The 23053-nt window shown below is 48.6% G+C and carries 19 protein-coding genes, 1 tRNA gene and 1 riboswitch; of the genes, 6 read left to right on the forward strand and 14 right to left on the reverse strand.

What is annotated here, in order from left to right; all coding sequences use genetic code 11:
* Nucleotides 1-546: 546 nt before the first annotated feature.
* The 7 genes from adhE to ABR335_RS13965 all read right to left on the reverse strand — a co-directional run bounded on the left by adhE (nt 547) and on the right by ABR335_RS13965 (nt 9670).
* Nucleotides 547-3159 (reverse strand): bifunctional acetaldehyde-CoA/alcohol dehydrogenase, encoded by a 2613-nt coding sequence (gene adhE, locus ABR335_RS13935; protein ID WP_350346267.1) that lies wholly within the window; start codon nt 3157-3159, stop codon nt 547-549.
* 411 nt (nt 3160-3570) lie between these two features.
* Nucleotides 3571-4512 (reverse strand): magnesium transporter CorA family protein, encoded by a 942-nt coding sequence (locus ABR335_RS13940; protein ID WP_013858522.1) that lies wholly within the window; start codon nt 4510-4512, stop codon nt 3571-3573.
* Nucleotides 4513-4849: 337 nt separating this feature from the next.
* Nucleotides 4850-4922: transfer RNA gene (locus tag ABR335_RS13945), tRNA-Lys, on the reverse strand.
* 223 nt (nt 4923-5145) lie between these two features.
* A complete protein-coding gene (gene panF / locus ABR335_RS13950) occupies nt 5146-6600 on the reverse strand; it encodes a sodium/pantothenate symporter (protein ID WP_017551967.1) in 1455 nt (484 codons plus the stop codon).
* Complete coding sequence (locus ABR335_RS13955) at nt 6597-6869, reverse strand: YhdT family protein (RefSeq protein ID WP_017551968.1); 273 nt, start codon at nt 6867-6869, stop codon at nt 6597-6599. The genes panF and ABR335_RS13955 overlap by 4 nt, the downstream gene beginning before the upstream one ends.
* A gap of 407 nt (nt 6870-7276) precedes the next feature.
* Entirely contained in the window at nt 7277-8164 is an 888-nt protein-coding gene (gene galU, locus ABR335_RS13960; RefSeq protein ID WP_013858519.1) for a UTP--glucose-1-phosphate uridylyltransferase GalU, read from the reverse strand.
* A gap of 3 nt (nt 8165-8167) precedes the next feature.
* Nucleotides 8168-9670, reverse strand: coding sequence for a bifunctional ADP-dependent NAD(P)H-hydrate dehydratase/NAD(P)H-hydrate epimerase (locus ABR335_RS13965; RefSeq protein WP_017551969.1), 1503 nt, complete (start codon nt 9668-9670; stop codon nt 8168-8170).
* A 148-nt stretch (nt 9671-9818) separates the two neighbouring features.
* On the opposite strand from ABR335_RS13965, the gene ABR335_RS13970 reads away from it, so the two are divergent.
* The 5 genes from ABR335_RS13970 to thrB all read left to right on the forward strand — a co-directional run bounded on the left by ABR335_RS13970 (nt 9819) and on the right by thrB (nt 14730).
* The gene (locus ABR335_RS13970) at nt 9819-10226 is read left to right on the forward strand and encodes a DUF4064 domain-containing protein (protein WP_017551970.1); all 408 of its coding nucleotides are present in this window, start codon (nt 9819-9821) and stop codon (nt 10224-10226) included.
* A gap of 326 nt (nt 10227-10552) precedes the next feature.
* Complete coding sequence (locus tag ABR335_RS13975) at nt 10553-11332, forward strand: arginase family protein (RefSeq protein ID WP_350346268.1); 780 nt, start codon at nt 10553-10555, stop codon at nt 11330-11332.
* Between the two features lie 116 nt (nt 11333-11448).
* Nucleotides 11449-12744, forward strand: coding sequence for a homoserine dehydrogenase (locus tag ABR335_RS13980; protein ID WP_014095997.1), 1296 nt, complete (start codon nt 11449-11451; stop codon nt 12742-12744).
* Nucleotides 12745-12748: 4 nt separating this feature from the next.
* Entirely contained in the window at nt 12749-13813 is a 1065-nt protein-coding gene (gene thrC, locus ABR335_RS13985; protein ID WP_350346269.1) for a threonine synthase, read from the forward strand.
* The gene (thrB, locus tag ABR335_RS13990; RefSeq protein WP_350346270.1) at nt 13810-14730 is read left to right on the forward strand and encodes a homoserine kinase; all 921 of its coding nucleotides are present in this window, start codon (nt 13810-13812) and stop codon (nt 14728-14730) included. The genes thrC and thrB overlap by 4 nt, the downstream gene beginning before the upstream one ends.
* A gap of 31 nt (nt 14731-14761) precedes the next feature.
* Here the strand turns inward: thrB and ABR335_RS13995 are convergent, their stop codons facing one another.
* The 5 genes from ABR335_RS13995 to ABR335_RS14015 form a co-directional block, all read right to left on the reverse strand.
* Complete coding sequence (locus ABR335_RS13995) at nt 14762-15511, reverse strand: ABC transporter ATP-binding protein (protein ID WP_350346271.1); 750 nt, start codon at nt 15509-15511, stop codon at nt 14762-14764.
* Nucleotides 15508-16506: an ABC transporter substrate-binding protein gene (locus tag ABR335_RS14000; protein ID WP_350346272.1), complete on the reverse strand. Its 999-nt coding sequence runs from the start codon at nt 16504-16506 to the stop codon at nt 15508-15510. Before ABR335_RS14000 ends, ABR335_RS13995 begins: the two co-directional genes overlap by 4 nt.
* Entirely contained in the window at nt 16503-17300 is a 798-nt protein-coding gene (locus tag ABR335_RS14005) for an ABC transporter permease (RefSeq protein WP_035182360.1), read from the reverse strand. Before ABR335_RS14005 ends, ABR335_RS14000 begins: the two co-directional genes overlap by 4 nt.
* Nucleotides 17251-17574 carry an MTH1187 family thiamine-binding protein gene (locus ABR335_RS14010; protein ID WP_013858509.1) on the reverse strand — a complete coding sequence of 108 codons (324 nt, stop codon included), beginning with the start codon at nt 17572-17574 and terminating at the stop codon, nt 17251-17253. The genes ABR335_RS14005 and ABR335_RS14010 overlap by 50 nt, the downstream gene beginning before the upstream one ends.
* Nucleotides 17575-17655: 81 nt before the next feature.
* Nucleotides 17656-17758: riboswitch (TPP riboswitch) on the reverse strand.
* Between the two features lie 537 nt (nt 17759-18295).
* Nucleotides 18296-19783 carry an amidase gene (locus ABR335_RS14015; protein WP_350346273.1) on the reverse strand — a complete coding sequence of 496 codons (1488 nt, stop codon included), beginning with the start codon at nt 19781-19783 and terminating at the stop codon, nt 18296-18298.
* Nucleotides 19784-19906: 123 nt separating this feature from the next.
* On the opposite strand from ABR335_RS14015, the gene ABR335_RS14020 reads away from it, so the two are divergent.
* The gene (locus tag ABR335_RS14020; RefSeq protein WP_350346274.1) at nt 19907-20383 is read left to right on the forward strand and encodes a general stress protein; all 477 of its coding nucleotides are present in this window, start codon (nt 19907-19909) and stop codon (nt 20381-20383) included.
* 162 nt (nt 20384-20545) lie between these two features.
* On the opposite strand, the gene prpB is transcribed toward ABR335_RS14020, so the two are convergent.
* Together prpB and prpD are read right to left on the reverse strand one after the other, a co-directional pair.
* The gene (gene prpB / locus ABR335_RS14025; protein WP_017551978.1) at nt 20546-21472 is read right to left on the reverse strand and encodes a methylisocitrate lyase; all 927 of its coding nucleotides are present in this window, start codon (nt 21470-21472) and stop codon (nt 20546-20548) included.
* A gap of 15 nt (nt 21473-21487) precedes the next feature.
* Complete coding sequence (gene prpD / locus ABR335_RS14030; RefSeq protein ID WP_350346275.1) at nt 21488-22945, reverse strand: 2-methylcitrate dehydratase; 1458 nt, start codon at nt 22943-22945, stop codon at nt 21488-21490.
* Nucleotides 22946-23053 lie beyond the last annotated feature (108 nt).

The following is a 23053-nucleotide window of genomic DNA, read 5'->3' on the forward strand; positions in this document are numbered from 1 at the left end:
CTCCAAAAAGTCACGCTTTCTTAACTTAGAGGCGTTCTATGTTAAGGAAGACCGTTAAAAATCGTCCCTATCTTAACATAGACCCGCTCTACGTTAAGGAAGACAGAAAAAAAGTCATGCTTTCTTAACGTAGACCCGCTCTATATTAAGGAAGATCGAAAAAAATCGCCCCTTTCTTAACGTAGACCCATTCTACGTTAAGGAAGACCGAAAAAAAGTCATGCTTTCTTAACGTAGACCCGCTCTATATTAAGGAAGATCGAAAAAAATCGTCCCTTTCTTAACGTAGAGCCATTCTACGTTAAGGAAGACCGCCAGAAATCATCCCTATCTTAACGTAGATCCTCGTTCCTTACCTTAAAAACCCGTCTAAGTGAAGTGATCGCCAAAATTCTGGCTATTTCCTTCACTTAGACGGGCTCTATGTTAACGGATCAACAATTTTTAAATTGCTTCTTTTTCATAGACACGGGCTACATGAGCGTTTTCGCCAAAACCTCTTCGGTTCCCTTCACGTAAAGTGCGCCTCTTCCAAAATGAAAGCCATTATTTTGCTTCAACGCCTTCAAAAGCTTTGCGTAAAATGTCTTCCAATTCGCTGACAAGCGGCAATTTAGGGTTTGCAGGTGTGCATTGGTCTTCAAATGCGCGGTCTGCAATAATGGCAACCCGTTTTTCAAAGTCCGCCCGGTTCACGCCGGCTGCTTTTAGGCTAAGCGGAATATTGAACAGTTTGCACATCCGGATGATTTCCTGGCAAAGGCTTTCGACACCTTCTTCTGTCGTGCTTGCCGGAAGACCAAGTACGCGCGCGATTTCCGCGTAGCGTTGATCCGCAATAAAATGTTCGTATTTCGGGAATGCCGCAAATTTTTTCGGCTTTTGCGCGTTATAGCGGATGACATGCGGCAACAGAATCGCGTTAGCCCGGCCGTGCGGAATATGGAATTCAGCGCCGATTTTATGGGCAAGTGAATGGTTGATGCCAAGGAATGCATTCGAGAACGCCATCCCTGCCAAAGTCGATGCATTGTGCATTTTTTCGCGTGCCAGTGCATCATTGCCATTTGCGTATGCTTTCGGCAAGTATTCGTGAACAAGCTGGATGGCCTTAATTGCCAGGCCGTCCGTATAGTCGTTGGCCATGTTGGATACATAGGCTTCAATCGCATGGGTCAAAACGTCCATCCCGGTATCGGCTGTTACGGATTTCGGAACGGTCATAACAAACTGCGGGTCAATGATCGCAACATCCGGTGTCAGTTCATAGTCTGCGAGCGGATATTTTGTGTTGTTCTTTTTATCCGAAATGACGGCGAAAGAAGTCACTTCAGAACCGGTGCCCGATGTGGTCGGAATGCAGACCAGCTGCGCTTTTTCACCCAGTTTCGGGAATTTGGCAACCCGTTTCCGGATGTCCATAAATTTTTGCTTCAATTCGTTGAAATCAACTTCCGGATGCTCATAGAACAGCCACATGCCTTTTGCAGCATCCATCGCCGACCCGCCGCCAAGCGCGATAATGACATCCGGCTGGAAGCTTGCCATAGCTGCGGCACCTTTCCGAACCGTTTCAATGGACGGATCCGGTTCGACTTCAGAGAAAATTTCACAGTGGACATAGTCCGGGCGTTTCCGCAAGTAGTATAGCACTTTCTCAACAAATCCGAGCCGGACCATATCCGGATCGGTGACAATAAAGGCACTTGAGATATCCGGCATTTTTTCCAGGTATTGGACCGAGTTCTTTTCAAAATACACGCGTGGTGGAATTTTAAACCATTGCATATTGACTCTCCGTTTCGCCATTGTTTTTACATTGTACAGATTAATGACACCGACGTTTGTGGACACTGAGTTGCCGCCGAACGTGCCGCAACCGAGCGTCAAAGAAGGCATGTAGGCATTGTAAATGTCGCCGATTGCCCCTTGCGAAGACGGGGAGTTGACAATGATCCGGCCGGCTTTCATTTTTAATCCGTATTGTTCAATGACTTCATCATTTGTCGAATGGATCACAGCCGAGTGGCCGAGTCCGCCGAATTCGAGCATGGCTTCCGCAAATTCGAAACCTTGTTTTGTGCTGCTGGCTTTGTAGCAGGCCAAAACCGGGCTCAATTTTTCTCTGGAAAGTGGATAGTCCGGGCCGACGCCTGTAAGTTCAGCAATTAAAATTTTGGTATCTTCCGGGACGTCCACGCCTGCCATTTTTGCAATTTCATAGGCCGGTTTGCCGACAATGGCGCTGTTGACGGATTGCGTCTTTTCATTGATGACGGTTTTCTCAACTTTTTTCTTCTCCGCTTCATTCAGGAAGTAGCAATGATTTGCAATCAATTCGTTTTTTACATGGTCATAAATTTCTTTGTCGATAATGACAGCCTGTTCCGACGCACAGATCATGCCATTGTCAAACGTTTTGGATAAAATCAGGTCATTGACGGCGCGTTTGATATCAGCAGATTTTTCAATATAGCAAGGGACGTTCCCCGGCCCGACGCCAAGCGCAGGTTTCCCGCTCGAATATGCGGACTTTACCATGCCGGAACCGCCCGTTGCAAGAATCAGCGAAATGCCCGAATGTTTCATCAATTGCTGTGTCGCTTCAATGGCCGGTTTTTCGATCCATTGGATGCAGTTTTCCGGCGCGCCGGCTTTCACAGCAGCGTCCAGCATGACTTTTGCGGCATGGCTGCTGCATTTTTGCGCGGACGGGTGGAATGCGAAAATGATCGGGTTGCGTGTTTTAATCGCAATTAACGCTTTAAACATCGTGGTTGATGTCGGGTTTGTTACAGGCGTGACCCCGGCAATAACGCCGACTGGCTCCGCGAATTTGACAATTTCTTCATTATTGTTTTCATCAATGATGCCGACTGTTTTGTTATATTTAATATTGTGGTAGATGTATTCTGTTGCAAACAGGTTTTTTGTAATTTTGTCTTCATATACGCCGCGCCCTGTTTCTTCCACGGCCATTTTGGCGAGCACCATATGCTGTTCCAGCCCTGCAAGCGCCATTTGTTTTACGATATTGTCCACTTGCGCCTGATCCAGTTCCATAAATTCACGCAGTGCTTTTTGGCCTTTGGCGACGAGGGAATTTACCATTTCCGTGATTTGTGCGGATTTGCCAACAACTTTTTCATCAATTGCCATGATCGTGGCCTCCATTCTGGTGATTTTGTGAAGAATTTCACATAAAAGGTTAAAAAATAAAGTTTGTGAATAATTTCACATGATTTTCTGCTGTTTTTCAATATTTCTTTTCTTTATGGCTCTATTATATGCGATTTCACATGCTATGGCTGTGTCAGATTGGTGACAAATGAATAAATCATTTATAAACTTTTTTCTTTCAAACATTGCTTTCCAGCCGCGATTCAATTAAAATAGGTTTTTCCCGCCTTTTTACATTGTAAGTGCTTCCATTTTATATTTGCATATTTATGCAGAATTCAGTATAGAGATTGCCGCAAAAAAACCGCTTCCCGCTTGTGAAACCTGCACATTCACAAGGAAGAAACAAAAAAGGAGATGAATTTTATGCAAATCCATCTCCCGGATGTGTTAGAAATACCTTTTTTTCCAAAAAATGATGGCTGTGACACTGGAAAGAACCAGAGAGGCCAAAAACGCCAGCCAAAAACCATGGGGGCTTGATTGCCACGGCAGGCCGTGAAGATTCATTCCGAAAAAGCTGGATACCATCGTTGGCAGGGAAAGGATAATCGTGACCGTCGTCAAAAATTTCATCACGCCGTTCACGTTATTGGAAATGACAGAAGCATAGGCATCCATCATACCACTTAAAATATTGCTGTGGACTTCACACATTTCGATTGCCTGTTTGACTTCAATCATGACGTCATCCAGTAAGTCCATGTCATCTTCATATACTTTTAGGAAATGCTGCCGTGTCATTTTTTCCATGACGATTTTATTGGCTTTTAATGAGGTCGTAAAATACACGAGTGTCTTTTCAAGGCTCAGCAGTTCGAACAGTTCCTCGTTTCGCATCGATTCGTGCAATTCGCGTTCGATCAGGCTTGATCTGCGGTCGATATATTTTAAATAGTTTAAATAATAACTTGCAACTTCATATAGAATTTGAAGGGTAAATCTGGTTTTCATGTAGGTGTAAAACCCGCGCACCCGTCTGTGGATAAACTTTCCGATAATCGGATTATCCTGCAGGCAGACCGTGATGAAATAAAAAGGCGTGACGATAATCCCGAGCGGAATCGTATCATACAGCGCGGAGTCCACATCGTCCTTTACCTTAACGGGAAGGCCGACAATGATTAAAATATCATCGTCTTCTTTTTCAATACGGGAGCGTTCATCGACATCCAGCGGGTCTTTAATAAAATCGGCCGGTATATTCGTTTGCTGGACAACCTGGTTGATTTCTTCCTCTGTCGGGTTCACCAGGTTCACCCAGCATCCTTTTGACAAAGTTTCTGTTTCCTTCAGTTTGCCGTTTTCGTCCGTTAAATACATATTTAACATGCAGGCACCTCCTCTTCACTTTTGAGGAAGCTCAAGCATACTTTACTCTTCCAGAGACTGATAACCTGTAGGATTGGTCGAGGCCAGTATGAAGACTTCCTCTTGCTTATGTTTCATGCACGACCTCGGATGCGCGTCAGAATCCATCAGTTATCATCTCCTTTTTTTCTTCGATTCATAAATAGCTGCGAAACCTGCAACTATTTTATTATACCACAATATAGTATGCCTGAATATGTCCGCTTGTTATTTTTTAGCCGATTTATCCGCCTAAAAAACTTATATAAAAATAAAAAAGCAATATAATGTCACATTTGTGCATCATATTGCTTCGTGATGGGACATGAGGGGCTCGAACCCACGACCCGCTGATTAAGAGTCAGCTGCTCTTCCAACTGAGCTAATGTCCCGCAGATGACAATCATTATATTATCACAAATCCGGGAGAGATGCAACGAAAAATTTTTTTAGATCCGGGCCGGGCAGATGATGCGTCCCGGCCCGATTGATTCTTATTTTGCAGCTTCTTCCGGACATCGCACATTTTTAGCTAAAAATTTCAATTTGGGGCGCCGGATTACTCGGCCCCAATAAGTCGCAATGACGCGTGTCAATTGAACCGGTACTTTTACTTTATGCCCCATCGCGTTCAGCCCGAATGGCAGCTCTCTTGCGCCCGAAGAGAAGGCTCGCCACGATAAACCCGGCGCAGGAAATAAGGACCGGCAGCACCACTGTATGCAATCCGAACGGGTTTGGATGCAAGCGGTCCAGCAGAATGTACGAGCCCATGCCGAGTATCATAGAACAAACCGCGCCGTACTTGTTTCCTTTATTCCAGTACAAGCCGAAAATCACCGGCCATATAAAAACGGATTCCAGGCCGCCAAAGGAAAACAAGTTGAGCCATATAATCAATTTCGGCGGGCTGAGCGACAACAGCACGACAATGACGGCAATCGCTGCGGTCACGCTGAAACTTGCCGCTTTCATCTGTTTTTCGGATGCGTCCGGCTTCACGTAATTCAAATAAAGGTCTTTGACGAGCGCAGAGCCGACGAGAATAAGCAGTGCATCAACGGTGGACATAATCGCGGCCATCGGGGCGGCAAGCACGATACCGGCCGGCACAGGCGGCAGCACTTTCATCGTTAACAGCGGCATAACCGTATCGGGCACTTTCACACCCGGCATGACAGCACGTGCCATCACGCCAATAAAATGCATGCCGAACATAATAAACCCAATGACAATGGTACCGATGATGATCGCCCTGTGCATCGCCCGGGAATCTTTGTAGGACATCGCACGGACCGTAATTTGCGGCAGGCCGACGACACCAATCCCGACCAAAATCCAAAACGACGACACATAGGCAGGGCTCAGGCTGTGCCCATGTCCGAACGGCGTAATCAGATCCGGGTCCTCTGCAGCAAGTTTGTGCATAATCGGTTCCATCCCGCCGCCCGCTTTAATGGTTGCCACCAGTAAAATAAGCGTGCCGAGAAACATGACCGTGCCCTGGACTGCATCTGTCACCGCCACTGCGCGAAATCCCCCGACTACGACAAACAGCGTAACAGAAGCGGCAAAAATTAGGAGCGACGCCGTATACGACAATCCGGTCAGCGATTCAACAAGGCGCGCACCGCCGATCCACTGTGCCGTCATCGATGAAAACAGAAAAATAATAATGCTTGCTGCCGCCAAAATGACGACGGCATCACTTTGATAACGGCTTTTTAAAAAGTCAATCAGCGTCACCGCCTCATATTTGCGTGCCATAATCGCAAATTTTTTCCCGAGCACCATCAGGACAAAATAGCCGGTTGAAAGCTGTGCCATAGAAAGAAGCACCCAGCCAAGCCCCTGTGTGTACGCCACGCCCGGGCCGCCGATAAAGCTGCTGGCGCTCCCGTATGTCGCCACCATCGTCATCGCGAGGATAAAACCGCCGAGCTGCCGTTTTCCGAGAAAATATTCCTGTACAAAAGATTGCGTTTTGATCACGTATTGATTGGCCCAAAAACCAACGGCAAAAATAATGAGCAAAAAAATGAGCAGTGGTGCCAATACCGGCCAGTTCATGGCTTATCCCCCTCTTCATCATCGAAAGGGATATCCTTAAAAAAGAACTTCACAATGAAGATGACAAGCGCCGTCACGACAATATACCCGGCAATGCAGCTGTAAAAAAACCATGATGGCATGCCAAATATATAATGATACTGTTTGGCCGGCCGTGAACCGAGGCCGTAAGCAAAACCGTACCACCAGAGAAAATTGAACAGCACAAGCCCGACGCCGATCCATGCTTCTTTGTGCGCCTGTTTAAATCTTTTGTCATCTGTTTTCAAAATGTGCCATCCTTTCCTTACTTTTGCTACTATCTTACATCTTTTTCATCCGGCCGTGTGATTTTCACCATGAATCAGGTTTGTTTTGCATAAAAGCACTGGAACTTGCAAAATAAGCCGAACGAAACTGGATTCCTTTTCATGGTTGCCAGAAACAACCTCTCTTCTGATCGTCATTGATTTTGACGCGAAAAACTTCATTTCATTCTATATAAGTTGAGCTTAAGTTACATCAAGCCCGAGCGCCAATTTGCACGATGACGATTTTTTACAGCAGGCAACAAAAGCTGCGATATTTTAGCTGGAACTTCGGGTTGTATCCCGATCCCCATCGCACAGCCCGATAAAAAACGCCTGCGTTCGCATATTTCGCGAAACAGGCGTTTTTACCGGCAGACCTGCAAGTTTCAGATCTGATGGTTTTGAATTCTCCATTGCAAATCTTCCAAATACCGGAGCAAATCATCGCGCAGATCTTCCCGGGAAAGCGCCATTTCAATCGTCGATTTGATAAACCCGAATTTTTCGCCGACGTCGTAGCGTTTCCCTTCATAAGCATAGGCATACACTTTTTGGATTTCATTCAATTGTTCAATGGCATCGGTCAGCTGGATTTCACCGCCTGATCCCGTCTTCTGCAATGAAAGGAAATCAAAAATCTCCGGTGTTAAAATATACCGCCCGATAATGGCGACATTTGACGGCGCTTCCTCCACTTTCGGCTTTTCTACAAAGCCTTTCACATCATAAATTCTTCCCTTTTGATCGAGCGGGTCAATAATCCCGTAACGGTTTGTTTCCTCACGCGCGACTTCCATGACGGCAATCACGCTGGAATGGACCTGTTCATAAACATCGATCATTTGTTTCAGGCAAGGCGGTTCAGCTTGGATAATATCATCGCCAAGGAGCACGGCGAACGGCTCATTCCCGATAAATTTGCGCGCACACCAAATCGCGTGGCCCAGTCCTTTCGGTTCCTTTTGCCGGATATAATGGATATCCACTTCTGCAGGCTGGCGCACTTTTTCAAGCAGATCAAATTTTTTCTTTGCGATCAAATTGTCCTCAAGCTCAAATGCGTGGTCAAAATGGTCTTCAATCGCCCGTTTCCCTTTCCCGGTTACGATGATGATATCTTCAATGCCGGAATCAATGGCCTCTTCCACAATATATTGGATTGTCGGCTTATCGACAATCGGCAGCATTTCTTTCGGCATTGCCTTCGTCGCCGGCAGGAAACGTGTTCCAAGCCCCGCTGCCGGGATAATCGCCTTCTTGATTTTTTGCATCATTTGTCACCTCTTTATAAAACGGTCACCGTTTCCTAAACCCGGCGCTTTCCCTGCATCTTTTGCGGCCGTTTCCAATTGGTGCATCACTTTGGGAAGCAGCCGGGAAAATTCATGGGCAGTGAGTGTAGCGGACCCGTTTTCCCGGATCCACAAGTCTGCGCATGCCCCGTGAATATAAACGGCATTGGCAACCGCTTCCTTGATATTAGCATACGTGCATATATTTGCCAAGAGCATGCCGGTTAATGTATCACCGCTTCCGCCTTTTGCCAGGCTGCTGTTGCCGGTTGTATTTACATAGCCGCTGCCATCCGGAAATGCCATTACCGTGTACTGTCCTTTTAAAACGACGATGACCCCGTGTTCCTGTGCATAAGCGGAAGCAAGCCTGAGCCTGTCCGATGCAATTTGCCCGGTCGGAATGCCCGCCATCCTTGAAAATTCCCCCGGATGCGGCGTTAAAACGACCGGCGCCGTACGTTTCGGGTATGCCCTTTTATGTAATGCCCCGGCATCGAGGACAACAGGAAGTGGTTCTTTTAAAACGCCGTGAATGAAAGACTCCAGCTGCTCATCCGGCTCAATCCCGGGACCGATGGCCACCCCGGCAAATTTCTGCCCCAAATCGTTAAGCCGCTTTGAAAAATCCCTTTTTAAATAAGTGGCTTCCGGAACGAGTGTAGCAATCACATTCCGGGCACCGCTTTCCGTAAAAACGGAGAGTTTCCCGATTCCCATCCGCATGGCGCCGATCGCAGCCAGCGCCGCACTACCCGGCATATCGTCACTTCCGGCAACCAAAAGCCCGGTCCCGAACGTGCCTTTATGGACATTGCCGCTTCTTTCGGGGAGCGAACGAATGACATCTTCCTCCGACCAAACTTTCCATTTTGAAGTATGCGGCAGGCCGATCCCGACAGCCTTTGTTTCGCCGAAATAAGTGGAAGAAGGGAATAACAGGCTGGACGGTTTCAATCCATGAAGAGAAAACGTATAATCTGCGTGTATGGTATGTGGATCGGCATCACCCGTATCCCCCGCTACACCCGTCGGTACGTCAATGGCGGCCACTTTTGCCTTCCGAGTATTGATCCAATCGGTTACTTCTGCAAGATCATCCCTGAGCGGCAGCCTGGTACCGACGCCAAGCAGCCCGTCTGCGATCCAGTCATAATGTTTCTCACGGTCAAAAGGGGCTGCTTCAAAGCCGCACGATTGAAAATAGGAAAAATGCTGCGCGGCCTCTTTTGTTTGCGGTGGGCCTAAAGGAAAGATCAAATCCGCTTTGTATCCGTTCAGTTTTAAATAGCGGGCAAGTACGATCCCGTCCCCGCCGTTATTTCCTTTGCCGGAAAGCACCGCAATCGTGTCGCGTTTGGAAAGGAGCGGTGCAAGGGCGCGGTACAGACCGCTTCCGGCATTTTCCATCAGCGTAAACGTATCCATGCCGAAAGAAGCTGCATTTGCATCGGCTTCCTTAATTTCTTTGCTTGTATAAATTTGCATGGCCAAACACCCCCGTTCTCATAGTTTTATTGTAACACTGCTTGAATGCGGCAACATAAAATTTCTAATTTCCGAATCCTTTTTTTGTTTTTTTCGTATTTATAGAAGGGAATGGGTCTTATAGACGAGAAAGAAAGGGGTGGTATAAATGAAACGAACTGCTGAAATTATACTGAGCGTCATTGGCGCGGTGCTAAACGGACTTGCCGCAATCCTCGTTATCTTCTTTACGATAGCCATGAAAAGCCAAAGTATTATCGATCAGATGAAAAGTGATGCCTCCATACGGGAAGCCGACTTTCAAACAGTCCTTCATACGATCCAGGCGCTCGGCTGGGGAATTGCTGTGGTGCTTATCATCGGAACGGTGATCGGCATTGTCGCCGCTGTTCAACTGAGGAATAACAAAAGGCCGAAGCTGTCAGGCATTTTGCTTATTATCGATGCATTGCTTGTGTTCTTTTTCACCGTCGGATTCGGGGTGCTCCCGGCGCTGCTTTACCTGATTGCAGGCATTTTGAGCCTCGTGCGCAAACCGCCGATTATCGTTGAATAGAGCATGAAGCCTTCCTGTACGAGGGAGGCTTTTTTGATGCAAAAAATAAATCCGGCCGGTGCGATTCCGCTTTTCATGCCAGGAAATCCGGCAATTAAAAAAGCCGGATGAAGATTCTCCGTAAACGGGATGCGGGAGCATGGCGTTTGTCGGTTGCCGTTTCAAAAATTTAGCCGCATCATCTTTCCCGCCCCTTCCTGCCCGAGCCAGAAACGATGCGTACTTCAAAAAAGTGTGATAAAATCATAATAAATCGTTTCAATATTCCGCCATTCAAAGGAACCTGCTTCAACCCGTTCTGTGAATTCTTAAAGGAGATGAAAGAGATGGGGTTATTGCATAAAGGTGTCACAATATTGGCTTTTGACGAAACGTATGATGAACAAAAAAGGGTCCAGTCTTTTCCCCATGAAACTATTAATCTGAAACATATCCGCCATACCAATCTTTTTTGTGAAAAGACGGCGCTTTTCCAAATTGAAACGGCACTGGACCGCCGTAAGCAAAAAGGCATCACCTTTCTTGGAAGCGGCAATTACCATTATGTGACCTCCCTGCTTTTAAAAGAAGCGCCGAAACCGTTCACCCTTGTGCTGTTCGACAACCATCCGGATATGGACGACAGTTTTGAACAGACACTGCTATCATGTGGGTCGTGGGTATCCTACGCCTTAAAAACGAACCCGCTGCTGAAAAGAGTTGTCATCATCGGCCCGACTTCTTTCAAAACACATCGCCGCCCGCCACAAACCGTCCAAATTTTTCCTTTTAACGGCCGGGATCTTGAAAACCGGAAACGGATTTTATCTGCCATATCAACAGATACCGTTTATATCAGCATTGACAAAGACGTCCTTTCCCCGGCTTTTGCCGAGACAAACTGGGATCAGGGGAGGATGGGCAAGCAGGAATTGCTGTCCTGTATTTCGGCCATTCTCGATCAAAAACAAGTATTCGGCATCGATGTATGTGGGGAAACCGCAGTCTCGCCGGCTGAACGCTTTCTCCCGCATGCGATTGAAATAAGCCAAAAAAACGACGCCATGAATGCTGAAATCCTCGAAGTTTGCCTGGAGCGGCGCCCGCAACCAGCACTGCACGTCTGATTCTTTTTCTTACTTTTTAAAAAAGAAAGACTTGATCTTCCTCTGTAATCATGCTTTAATGTCTATTATACAAAGACATTTGTTTTCTGTAAAAATACATAAAGAGGTGTGATCAAATGAAATCGGACGTTTCAATCGGACTGCTTGGACTCGGAACCGTTGGCTGCGGCGTTGTCAAACTGATCCGGCAGCATCAGGAGGAACTCGTCCATCAGCTTGGGCGTGAAGTAAAGGTGAAACGAATTCTCGTGCGCGACACCGAAAAGGATCGCGGTGTAGACATTGATCCCGCCTCTGTCACTACAAATCCCGATGAGATATTAAATGACCCGGAAATCGATGTCGTCGTTGAAGTGATGGGCGGAATTGATGAAGCCCGCCGGTACATTGTCAAGGCGATTGAAAATAAAAAACATGTCGTGACCGCGAACAAAGATTTAATTGCCCTCTACGGCCCGGAGCTTCAGGAACTGGCCTGGAAAAACCAGTGTGACTTGCTGTATGAGGCAAGCGTCGGCGGCGGCATCCCGATTATCAGGGGGCTTACAGACGGCCTTGTTTCCGACCGGATCCAAAAAGTGATGGGGATCGTCAACGGGACAACCAATTTTATTTTGACCAAAATGATGGATGAAGGCGTTTCTTATGACGAGGCGCTGAAAGAGGCACAGGAACTTGGTTTTGCCGAAGCCGACCCGACATCAGATGTGGAAGGCCTGGATGCGGCAAGGAAAATGGCGATTTTGGCAAGGCTCGCATTCTATACAAATGTGAAACTTGAAGATGTGGAAGTGGAAGGCATTACCCATCTTTCATCCGCAGATTTGCATTATGGGAAAACGCTCGGGTATACGATGAAGCTGATCGGCTTGGCGGAATGCCAGGATGAACATATTGAAGTGAGCGTGCAGCCGGCGTTTATCGCCCAAAACCACCCGCTTGCTTCCGTGAAAAACGAATTCAATGCCGTTTATATTAACGGGGAAGCAATCGGCGAGGCAATGTTTTACGGGCCCGGCGCCGGAAGCATGCCGACTGCGACCGCGGTCGTGAGCGATTGTATTGCCGCGATTAAAAACATGCAGCTCGGCGTGAACGGCCGGAACCTCAGGGGCCCGCGCTTTGAACGGAAACTCATGCCGCCTGAGCAGCGCTACGGGCAATTTTATATCCGCATGCATTTAAAAGACCAGGTCGGCGCATTTTCTAAAATTACAGCCGCCTTCAGCGCCCTCAATATCAGCTTTAAACGGATTTTGCAGACGCCTGATAAACGCGATGAGCTTGCGGAAATCATCATTGTTACCCACAAAGTGTCGCTCGACCGTTTCCAAAAGGCGCTCGAGCAGTTAAATGAAATGCCTGTTGTCAAAGAAGTGAACAGCTACTACCGTGTTGAAGGAGAGGCATAAAAACATGAATCAATGGCCAGGATTACTCAAACAGTACAAATCATTTTTACCCGTCACAGACAAAACACCGGAACTGACATTATTTGAAGGCAATACGCCGCTTATCCCGTTTGCCCGCCTCTCGGAAAAGCTCGGCGTGGAATTGTACGGAAAATTTGAAGGCTTGAACCCGACCGGCTCTTTTAAAGACCGCGGCATGGTGATGGCGGTTGCGAAAGCGATCGAAAACGGCAGCAGGTCCGTTATCTGCGCCTCCACCGGCAACACTTCCGCTTCTGCGGCCGCCTATGCCGCAAAAGCCGGAATCCGGGCAATCATCGTGATCCCGAGCGGAAAAATCGCGCTTGGCAAACTGGCACAGGCTGTTATGTACGGCGCTGAAATCGTGGAAATTGACGGCAATTTTGACCAGGCGCTTAAAATCGTCAGGAAAGTAAGCGAAACTTCGCCTGTTACACTTGTAAACTCAGTTAACCCTTACCGGCTGGAAGGCCAAAAAACGGCAGCTTTCGAGATTTGTGAGCAGCTGGGTTCAGCACCTGATGTCCTTGCCATCCCGGTCGGCAATGCCGGAAACATCAGCGCGTACTGGAAGGGATTCAAAGAGTTCAATGAGAAATTCGAAACCGGCCTGCCGGAAATGCACGGCTTTGAAGCGGAAGGCGCAGCTGCCATCGTCCGGGACCGGGTGATCGAAAACCCGGAAACGGTCGCAACCGCGATTCGGATCGGCAACCCGGCAAGCTGGAAACTGGCTGTCAACGCCCGCGATGAATCAGGCGGCGTAATCGACTCGGTGTCAGACCCTGAAATTCTTGATGCGTTCCGGCTGCTCGCCCGCAATGAAGGGACGTTCGCCGAGCCGGGTTCATGTGCGTCCATCGCCGGTGTCATCAAGCAGGTCAAAACGGGACAGATCAAAAATGGAAGCAAAGTGGTTGCTGTCCTGACCGGAAACGGGCTAAAAGACCCACAAACCGCCATGTCCCAAGTCGAAGTCCGGCCTGCCGTGCTGCCGGCAACGGAAGAAGCCGTGACAGATTATCTTTCGAATGTGATCCATGTATGAACAGGCTGGTTATCCGCGTCCCCGCAAGCACGGCAAATCTCGGGCCCGGATTTGACTCAGTCGGCATGGCGCTCAACCGTTTTTTAACGCTTGAAGTACGCGACAGCGAGGAATGGGTTTTTGAACAAGTATCACCCCTTTTGCCGCCGCTTCCGGAAGACAGCGACCCTTTTATCCTAAAAATTGCGCGGCAGGTTGCTGATTTACACGGCGTGCAGCTTGCCTCGTGCAAAGTCATCGTTGACAGTGAAATTCCGCTTGCCCGCGGGCTTGGCAGCAGCGCCTCAGCCGTTGTGGCCGGCATTGAACTGGCTAACTTTGCCGGAAATCTCGGGCTTTCGCTTGCGGAAAAGCTGGACATTGCCTCCCGGATCGAGGGGCATCCGGATAATGTCGCAGCATCTTTGTTCGGCGGGCTCGTTGTTTCAGCCGAGCAAGGGGACGGACGAGTCGAAGTCGTGCCGTTTTTTGACATTATGGCGGATTTGCTCCTGTTTATTCCCGGTTATGAGTTAAAAACGGAAGATGCGCGCAAAGTGCTTCCTGATTTTTATGCACGGAAAGAGGCAGTAAAAGGAAGTGCGGCCAGCAATCTTTTTATTGCGGCGCTCATAAGCGGCCAGTACGAACTGGCCGGAAAAATGATGGAACAGGACCGTTTTCACGAGCCGTACCGGACAAAATTGATCCCCGAATTTTTGGAGATCCGCCGGCTGGCCAAATCACTCGGCGCGTACGGGACGGTCATTAGCGGCGCCGGCCCGACGGTTATTTCGCTCGTGCCGTTCGAAGAGGCAGAGGCCATGGCAGAAACGCTCCACGCCCATTTTCCGCATGTGCTGGTTGAACCGGCCAAAATTGACCGGACCGGCCTTTCCGTCGAAAAATATGCGGCATCCAATATGCTGAACTTGTAAAAAAAGGTTTGGAGCATCTCCAAACCTTTTTTTATTTCCCCAAAAATGAGGCAAGTTCTCTTAACAGTTCATCTTTGTCTTTTTTCAACGCATCCGAAGAGAGCATCTCCCATTTCCGCGGGCGCGGCAAATGCACCTTCAATTCGTGGATGATGGCGGACGGCTGCTGTGACATGACAAAAACACGGTCCGATAGCAGCACGGCTTCATCGAGATCATGGGTAACCATAAGAATCGTCTGGTTTCCCTTCTCCCACGATTCAAGCAGCCAGCGGTGGACATCCATTTTTGTAAAAGCATCGAGCTTCCCGAACGGTTCGTCCAGCAGCATAACCGGTTTTTCGCATAAATACGTGCGCAAAAAACTGATCCGCTGCCGCATGCCGCCGGAGAGCGAGCCGGGATAGTGGCCGGCGTAATCCTCAAGGCCAAACTGCCGGAGCACCTCCATCCCCCGCAAAACCCGTTCCCGTTTCCGCATCCCTTTTATTTCAAGCGGCAGGACAATATTTTGCAGTGCCGTCCGCCAAGGCAGAAGCAAATCCTGCTGCGGCATGAAACCGGCGGCATCCTGAACCCCATCCGGTTTGCCGTCAAGCAGCACTTTGCCGCCATTCGCCTTTTCAATCCCGGCAATGATATTTAACAGCGTGCTTTTTCCGCATCCGCTCGGCCCGATAAAAGTACAGAATTCACCTTTCCGGATCGTTGCGGAAATGCCTTCCAGCACTTTTTTCCCGCCAAATGTTTTCGTAATACCTTCCAATTGCAAATACGTCATGGCCGGTTTGGAAGAAATTCGTTTGTGTAGGCAGCCTTGATGTTGATTTTTTTCTTAATGACTTTATGGTCATAAAGGAAGTCCATATAACGGCGCCACACTTCTTCCTTCTGTACCCCCCATTCCGCGGCATCGTCCTGGTACTTCGTGCTTAGCCACTTCTGGCTGGCGCGGACAAGCCCTTTATTTGTATCCGGCACGTCCTTAATCAGGATATCGGCGGACTGTTCCGGGTGCTTGATCGCAAATGTATAGCCTTGTGCCGTAGCCTTCATAAAAGATTTGACAAGGGTTTTATCCCCTTTGGCCAGTTTTTCGCTTGTAATGATGACCGGGCTGTAATAATCAAGCGCAGGGTCGAGATCTTTGACCATGATAAGATTCAGTTTTTTCCCGCTCCGCTCTGCCTGGATGCCGTCCCAGCCGTAATAAATCCATTCAAAATCCGCTTCACGCCCAATTGATTTGAAAAAATCCGTCTGGCCGAGCACAATATTTTTTACTTTGCTGTAGTCGGCGCCGTATTTTTCCATGACCGTTTTGATGACGGCTTCTTCAGACGGCGAACCCCAGCCGCCGTAACTTTTTCCTTCAAAGTCTTTCGGAGAAGTGATGTTGTCTTTTTTCAAAGAAGCAAAGCCGGAAGTATTGTGTTGGATGATCGCGGCAATGGACACAATCGGGATTCCTTCCGTCCTTGCCGTGGTGACATTTTCCTGATAGCTGACCCCGAAATCCGCTTTCCCGGAAGCCACCATTTGTTCAGCCGTAATATTGTCCCCCGGCTGGATGATTTTCACATCCAGGCCCTGCTTTTGAAAATAGTGCTTTGTTTTAGCTACATACAGGCCGGTATGATTGGTGTTCGGAAACCAGTCCAGCACAACCGTCACCTTTTGCAGCGCTTTTTGGCTGTTTTCTTTCTGCCCGCTGCCGGTGCATCCAGCAGCAAGCAGCAACATGGCCGCCTGCAAGATGATTAAAATTTTCTTCATTGATGATCTTCCTTTCGGTATACCCATGGTGCGGATAGCCTTTGCAAACATTCAACAGCGCCGTATAAAAGAAATGTGAGCCCAATGATGACAGCAGAGATGGCAAACAGGCGGGCCGTCATAAAAGATTTCGTCGCCCTTGTCAGCATGACGCCGAGCCCTTCGCTTGCGCCGAGCCACTCACCGATAATAGCGCCCATCACACTATATGTAACGGCAATTTTTAAACCGGAAAAAAAGTAAGGGAGCACAGCCGGAAATTTGACTTTCCGGTATAGCTGCCATTTTGAAGCATGCATGGTCTTTAACAGTTTCACCAGGTCATCATCCACCGTTTGAAACCCTTCCAGGATGCTCAATGCCAGCGGGAAAAAGCAGATTAAAATGACCACAATGATTTTGGACTGGAGCCCGAATCCGAACCAGACGATTAAAAGCGGCGCAATTGCCACAATCGGAATCGTTTGCGAAACGACCAAAAGCGGCCGGACCAGCATCCGGAAAACGGGAACCATATCCATAAAAACGGCAATTGCTGCGCCAATCACAATGGAAAAGGCTAGTCCGATCAATACTTCTTTTGCAGTTTGCCAAATATTGGGCCAAACCATCCATTGCAGGCTTTTCAATTCCTGCCATACTTCCGTCGGTTTTGGCAGCATCCATTCACTGATATGAAAGCCGGCCGTTACCCCTTGCCAGACGAAGAGCAAAAAAATGAGCCAGGCAGCCGTGAGCGCCGTGTTAACGAACCGGCTGCGGCGTTTGTTCGCGATATTTTGCAATTTTTTCATCCATTGTCACCCCGGTGCTTGGCCGGTAATGGATTTTGATCGATGTGAGGACATCAATCGCACCGGCTTGAACGCAAGCATCCTGCGCTTTTTTGATGATCTCAAGCAGCTCGTCAAGATCGCCTTCCATCGTCGTTTCCATTGCCCCGACTTCATAACGTACGCCGGCATTTTGGACGACTTCGATCGCGCGGTCGACGACACCGTATAAGTCATCACTTTTAATATGCGGAACAACTGAAAAAGAAACCGTTACTTGATTCGATTTTTCCATCAAATTCTCCTCCTTTTTTTCAAATAAAAAAGCTTTCATTGCATGCGCAAGAAAGCCTGTCCATCCAAAACATGCCGAAACATGCTTCAATATAAGACTCCCTACGCTGGCATTATCCAGATCAGGTGAAGGGTCGATGCAAAGCGGCATCCTCTCAGCCAAACCGGCTCCCCTGCTTTTTTTCCTTGTAATTTTATTGTAACATGAAAGTCATCCTTTTTGGCAAAAAATTTTCAAAAGGATGGGGCGGTGCACAAGCCGGCCTTTGCCTGCCTTGGTAAAGATTGGGGCGTTAAGATAGCGGGGATTTTTGACGGCCTTCCTTAACATAGAACGCCTCTACGTTAAGATAGCATGTCTTTTTTTCGGACTTCCTTAACATAGAGAGTTCTACGTTAAGATAGCGGAACTTTTTGCCGGCATTCCTCAACATAGAACGCCTCTACATTAAGAAAGCGGGCATTTTTTTCGAGCTTCCTTAACGTAGAACGCCTCTACGTTAAGGAAGCGGGACTTTTGGACAGCCTTCCTTAACGTAGGACGTCTCTACATTAAGAAAGCATGTCTTTTTGTCGAGCTTCCTTTCTATGTTAAGATAAATCCTGCTTTTTTCACCCTTCCTTAACATAGAACGCCCTACGTTAAGATAGCGGGGATTTTTGGTCTCCTTCCTTAACGTAGAGTTCCAACCCGTGCGTAAGTAACGCCGCTTATTCATGCTTTAAAGGCAAGGGTTTCCCTGCATGCCAACCCAAAGTTCCGACTGTTCGAGCGCATAAGCGACATCCAGCAGCCAATGTTCATTTCCTTTCGGCGCAACCAGCTGTACCCCTAAAGGAAGCCCGGCCGCTGTTACATGAACCGGCAGACTGATCGCCGGCTGCCCGGTTAAATTAGCGAGCTGCGTAAACGGGGAAAACGTTAAGCTCGGTTCAAACATGTCATAGACAAGTGCCTGCTGCTTTTCTTTTGGGAGTCCGGTAACGCCAAACAAGCGATCCCGCTCTTTCCCGGTTTGGGTAAGTTCCCCGATTTTTGGTGCCGGAAACGCGGTTGAAGGCGTGAGATACAGGTCATAAGTCTCATGGAAAGCAGCCATTTGTGCTGCGGCTTTATCCCACTCCGCAAGGCTCTTTGCGTATTCCGCCGCCGTGACATTTTTCCCGGCAGCATACAAGACCCATGAAACAGGCTCCATATCTTTTTCCGTAAGCGGGCGTCTAAGTGCGCTTTCCAAATCCGAAAGTTCCGCCGCCATTTCCCCGCAGTTCATTAAATAATAGTTTTCCATCAGCCGCCTGCCGTCAACACCGTTTTTGGCTTCTTCCACAAGATGGCCCTCCTGCTCCAGCCATTTTGCCGTTTTATAGACAGCCTGTTTTGCATCGCGGCTGACAGGCGTCCCGACCGGCGATTCAACCGAAAACGCGATCCGGTATTTTTTCGTTCCACTCCGCTCTAGTTCCTTTACATATCCCGGAAAAAGCGGCGTTTGAAAAGCAGCGGCGGGCTCTACCGTTTGTAGCACATCGAGGAGCGCTGCACTGTCTCTGACTGTTTTTGCCAGCACAAAGTCAATAGCCGCCCCTTGCCATTGCCGTCCACGGCCCGGCCCGACCGGTGTCCTTCCCCTTGTCGGCTTTAATCCTGTTAAACTTGTAAAAGAAGCTGGGATGCGGATCGATCCGCCGCCGTCACTTGCACCGGCAACCGGTACCATCCCGGAAGCCACCGCAGCCGCGGAACCACCGCTTGATCCGCCGGGTGAAAAATGGGGATTCCACGGATTGCGCGCCGGACCGTAAAGTTCAGGTTCCGTAATATTTTTAAATCCAAATTCCGGTACGTTTGTATGTCCGAGAATGATAAACCCCGCTTCCTTCAATTTTGCCGTAAAAAAAGCATCTTCTCTGGCACGGTTTTGCTGGAGCAGTTTTGATCCGGATGTGAGCAGCTCGCCCTTTACTGCCTGAGAAAGGTCTTTCAGCAAAATCGGCACGCCGGCAAATGGCTGCTCATCTGTACGGAGCGTGGCCGCTTCCTTTTTTGCTTTCTCAAACCGTGTCCGGATGACGGCATTTAAACGCCTGTTTGTTTTTTCAATCCGGGCCATTGCCGCCTCAAGCACTTCTTCCACACTTACTTCTTTTCGCTTTACGAGTCCGGCCAGCCCTGTTGCATCATACGATAGATATGCAGATTCTTCCATCTCTCTCCCTCCATTTAATTCTATATTGACTGAATTTTATGGAGATGTCAAAACCTATGAAACTCGTTTAACCCTTTTTATACCGGGTAAAAATGCACTATCACCATTAGGAGGCAGATAGAGATGGCAAAAGAAGTAGTTGGTATTTACACAACGTTGCAGGAAACGATTGACGTAGTAGACCGGTTGACCGCACAAGGATACAGCACTTCCAATATTTCTATTATTTCAAACGGGAATGATGGAACTTTATTGAAAAAGCAGACCGGCGCAAATGTGGACCACACCACCACTGTCCAGGATGAACAAAACAGCTCTGTCTGGGAGAAAATCAAAGGGTTCTTCAAGCCGGACTATTATGATGAAACGACAAGAAAACTGACCAATCTGGATCTCCCGCAGGACGAACTGGACCGCTATTCGACTGAAATTGATGCCGGACACTATCTTGTGCTCGTAGACAATGATGCTTCTACCCTCAATGAAACGGCCGCTCCCGGAACAGCCGATCCTGCCACAGAAGTTTCCGGCCAAACAACGGCATCCGGGTTGAAAAACGAATTTGGCGAAAACTACTCAACGTCGCAAGAAAAAAGGTAGATGTTCGCGAAAAAGTGCTGGATGTCGAAAAAAACCCTTACATTTAAAATTTTTGCCAAAACTGTCAGTATCTATTTTGCCTATTCAGCAAGCCCCAAATAGGCCGTCCGCTAAGTTTAAAAGGGCAAACCCGCGCGGAAAAGGCGGGTTTGCCCTTTTTCTTTACGTTGATGAGGAAGGATCAGGCGTAACAGGCAGAATCGTTTTAGCGATCGACTGGTCGAGCGCTTCAAATTCCTCTAAAGAAATCGTGCTGTAAAGCTCTTTTCTCGTCTGCATGTCGGAAAGGGCATTTTTTTGCGTGCCTTCGTTTTTGATTTTTTCAAACACCCTTTCATAAGCTTTTGCGGCAACGCGCAGCGAAGTAACCGGATAAATGACCATCGCGTATCCCATTTCCTGAAATTCTTCCGCCGTATAATACGGGGTTTTACCGAATTCGGTCATATTGGCAAGGAGCGGCGCTTTTATTTTTTGCGCAAACAGCCGGAATTCATCACGGGACTCGAGCGCTTCCGGAAAAATCGCATCCGCCCCCGCTTCCACATACGCCTCAGCTCGTGTCAAGGCGGAATCCAGCCCTTCAACGCCTCTTGCGTCCGTACGTGCGACAACTACGAGGTGCGGTGCCACACTTTTGAGCGCCCGGATTTTTTCGCGCATGTCGGATGTCTCCACAAGCTGTTTGCCGTTTAAATGCCCGCATTTTTTCGGAAGCTGCTGGTCTTCAATCTGAACAGCCGCAACCCCTGCTTCAACCATTTCGCGGGCGGTGCGGGCAACGTTCAGCACGCCGCCAAAGCCGGTGTCAATGTCAACAAGAACCGGTAAATCGGTGGCACGCACGAGATCACGTGCACGTTCCGCCATTTCCGTCGATGTGATCATGCCAAGATCCGGAATCCCTTTGCTCGCGGTATAGGCAGCGCCTGATAAATAAAGCGCCTCAAACCCTGTGTTTTTTGCAATGAGTGCCGCCATTGCATCATGCGCGCCGGGGATTTGCAAAATGCCTGGCGCCTGTATGCGTTCCTTAAACCGTTTGGCAAGCGCCTCCTGTGAAGACGGGTGATTGACAATCCAAACCATGGTGCAACGTCCTTTCTACAAGGTGAATAAATTGACGAATTCATGAACGGCCATTTTTTCAAGCGCTTCTCCCGCAAGGCAGGCTTCTTTGATCCTTTCCTGCTGCTTCGCGGAATAGTGGGTGGCGATATTATCCGAAAACTTGGTGATAATTTTCGGGATCGCTTCTTCCCTTCTGAAGCGGTGGCCAAGCGGATACTCGACTTCCACATTTTCAGTTGATGTGCCGTCTTCAAAAAAGACTTGTACGGCATTTGCGATGGAACGTTTATCCGGATCAAGGTAATCGATGCTGTATTGTTTGTTTTCAACAACGGTCATTTTTTCCCTCAACGCATCAATGCGCGGGTCAGCGGCGGCTGCATCTTCATAATCGTCCGCCGTAATATTGCCTTTGATCAGGCCGACTGCCGTCACATACTGGATGCAATGGTCGCGGTCAGCAGGGTTATAAAGCGGCCCTTTTTTATCAATGATGCGGATGGCAGATTCATGCGTTGTAATGGTAATATGCTTGATTTGATCCAGTTTCCCGGCGACAACCGGATGGAGTTTAACTGCGGCTTCTGCTGCCGTCTGTGCATGGAATTCTGCCGGATACGATACTTTAAATAAAACATTTTCCATCACATAGGAGCCGAGCGGGCGGGCCAGTTTCAGTTCTTTCCCTTTGAACATCACGTCCTGGAATCCCCACCCAGGTGCGGAAAGCGGCGTTTGATAGCCCATTTCCCCTTTCATCGCAATTAGCGCAAGCGCCACGCCCCTGCTGGTTGCATCGCCGGCCGCCCATGATTTGCGCGAACCGGTATTCGGCGCGTGCCGGTATGTGCGCAACGGGCCGTTATCAATCCAGGCGTGGGAAACGGCGTTCATGATTTCGTTTTTCCCTCCGCCGAGCATTTTTGTCGCAACAGCAGCTGTAGCCACTTTGACAAATAAAACATGGTCAAGCCCGACGCGGTTCAAACTGTTTTCCAAAGCAAGCACACCTTGGATTTCATGGGCTTTGATCATGCCCTCGAGCACATCGCGCACTTTTAGCGGTGCTTTCCCGTTGGCAACGCGCGTCCGGCTCAAAAAATCCGCAACAGCAAGGATGCCGCCGAGGTTGTCGGAAGGGTGCCCCCACTCCGCCGCGAGCCACGTATCGTTATAATCGAGCCAGCGGATCATGCAGCCAATATTAAACGCCCCTGCAACCGGATCGAGCACATAGGAAGTGCCCGGCACATGCGTCCCGTTCGGCACGGTTGTACCCGGAACGATCGGACCGAGCATTTTTGCACACTCCGGAAAACGGAGGGCGAGAATGCCGCAGCCGAGCGTATCCAAAAGCCCGTAACGCGCAGTCTCAAAAGCTTCGGAACTCGTAATCTCTTTGTCTAGCACATAACGGGCAATTTCTTCTATCAGGGCATCCCGCTCCCCTGTTTTTTCATTTACAGCTGTTGTACCGGCCAATTTAAACATTCCCCTTTCCAAACTTCATCTGCAGTGCAACACCGGGTCCTTAAGACAGCGTTTTACCCCAGCTTTTTGTTCACTTTATCTCTTAATGGTCCCGCCTTTTTAAAACCT

It is taken from the genome of Heyndrickxia faecalis (genome assembly GCF_040267745.1).
In the GTDB taxonomy this organism is placed as follows: Bacteria; Bacillota; Bacilli; order Bacillales; family Bacillaceae_C; genus Weizmannia; species Weizmannia faecalis.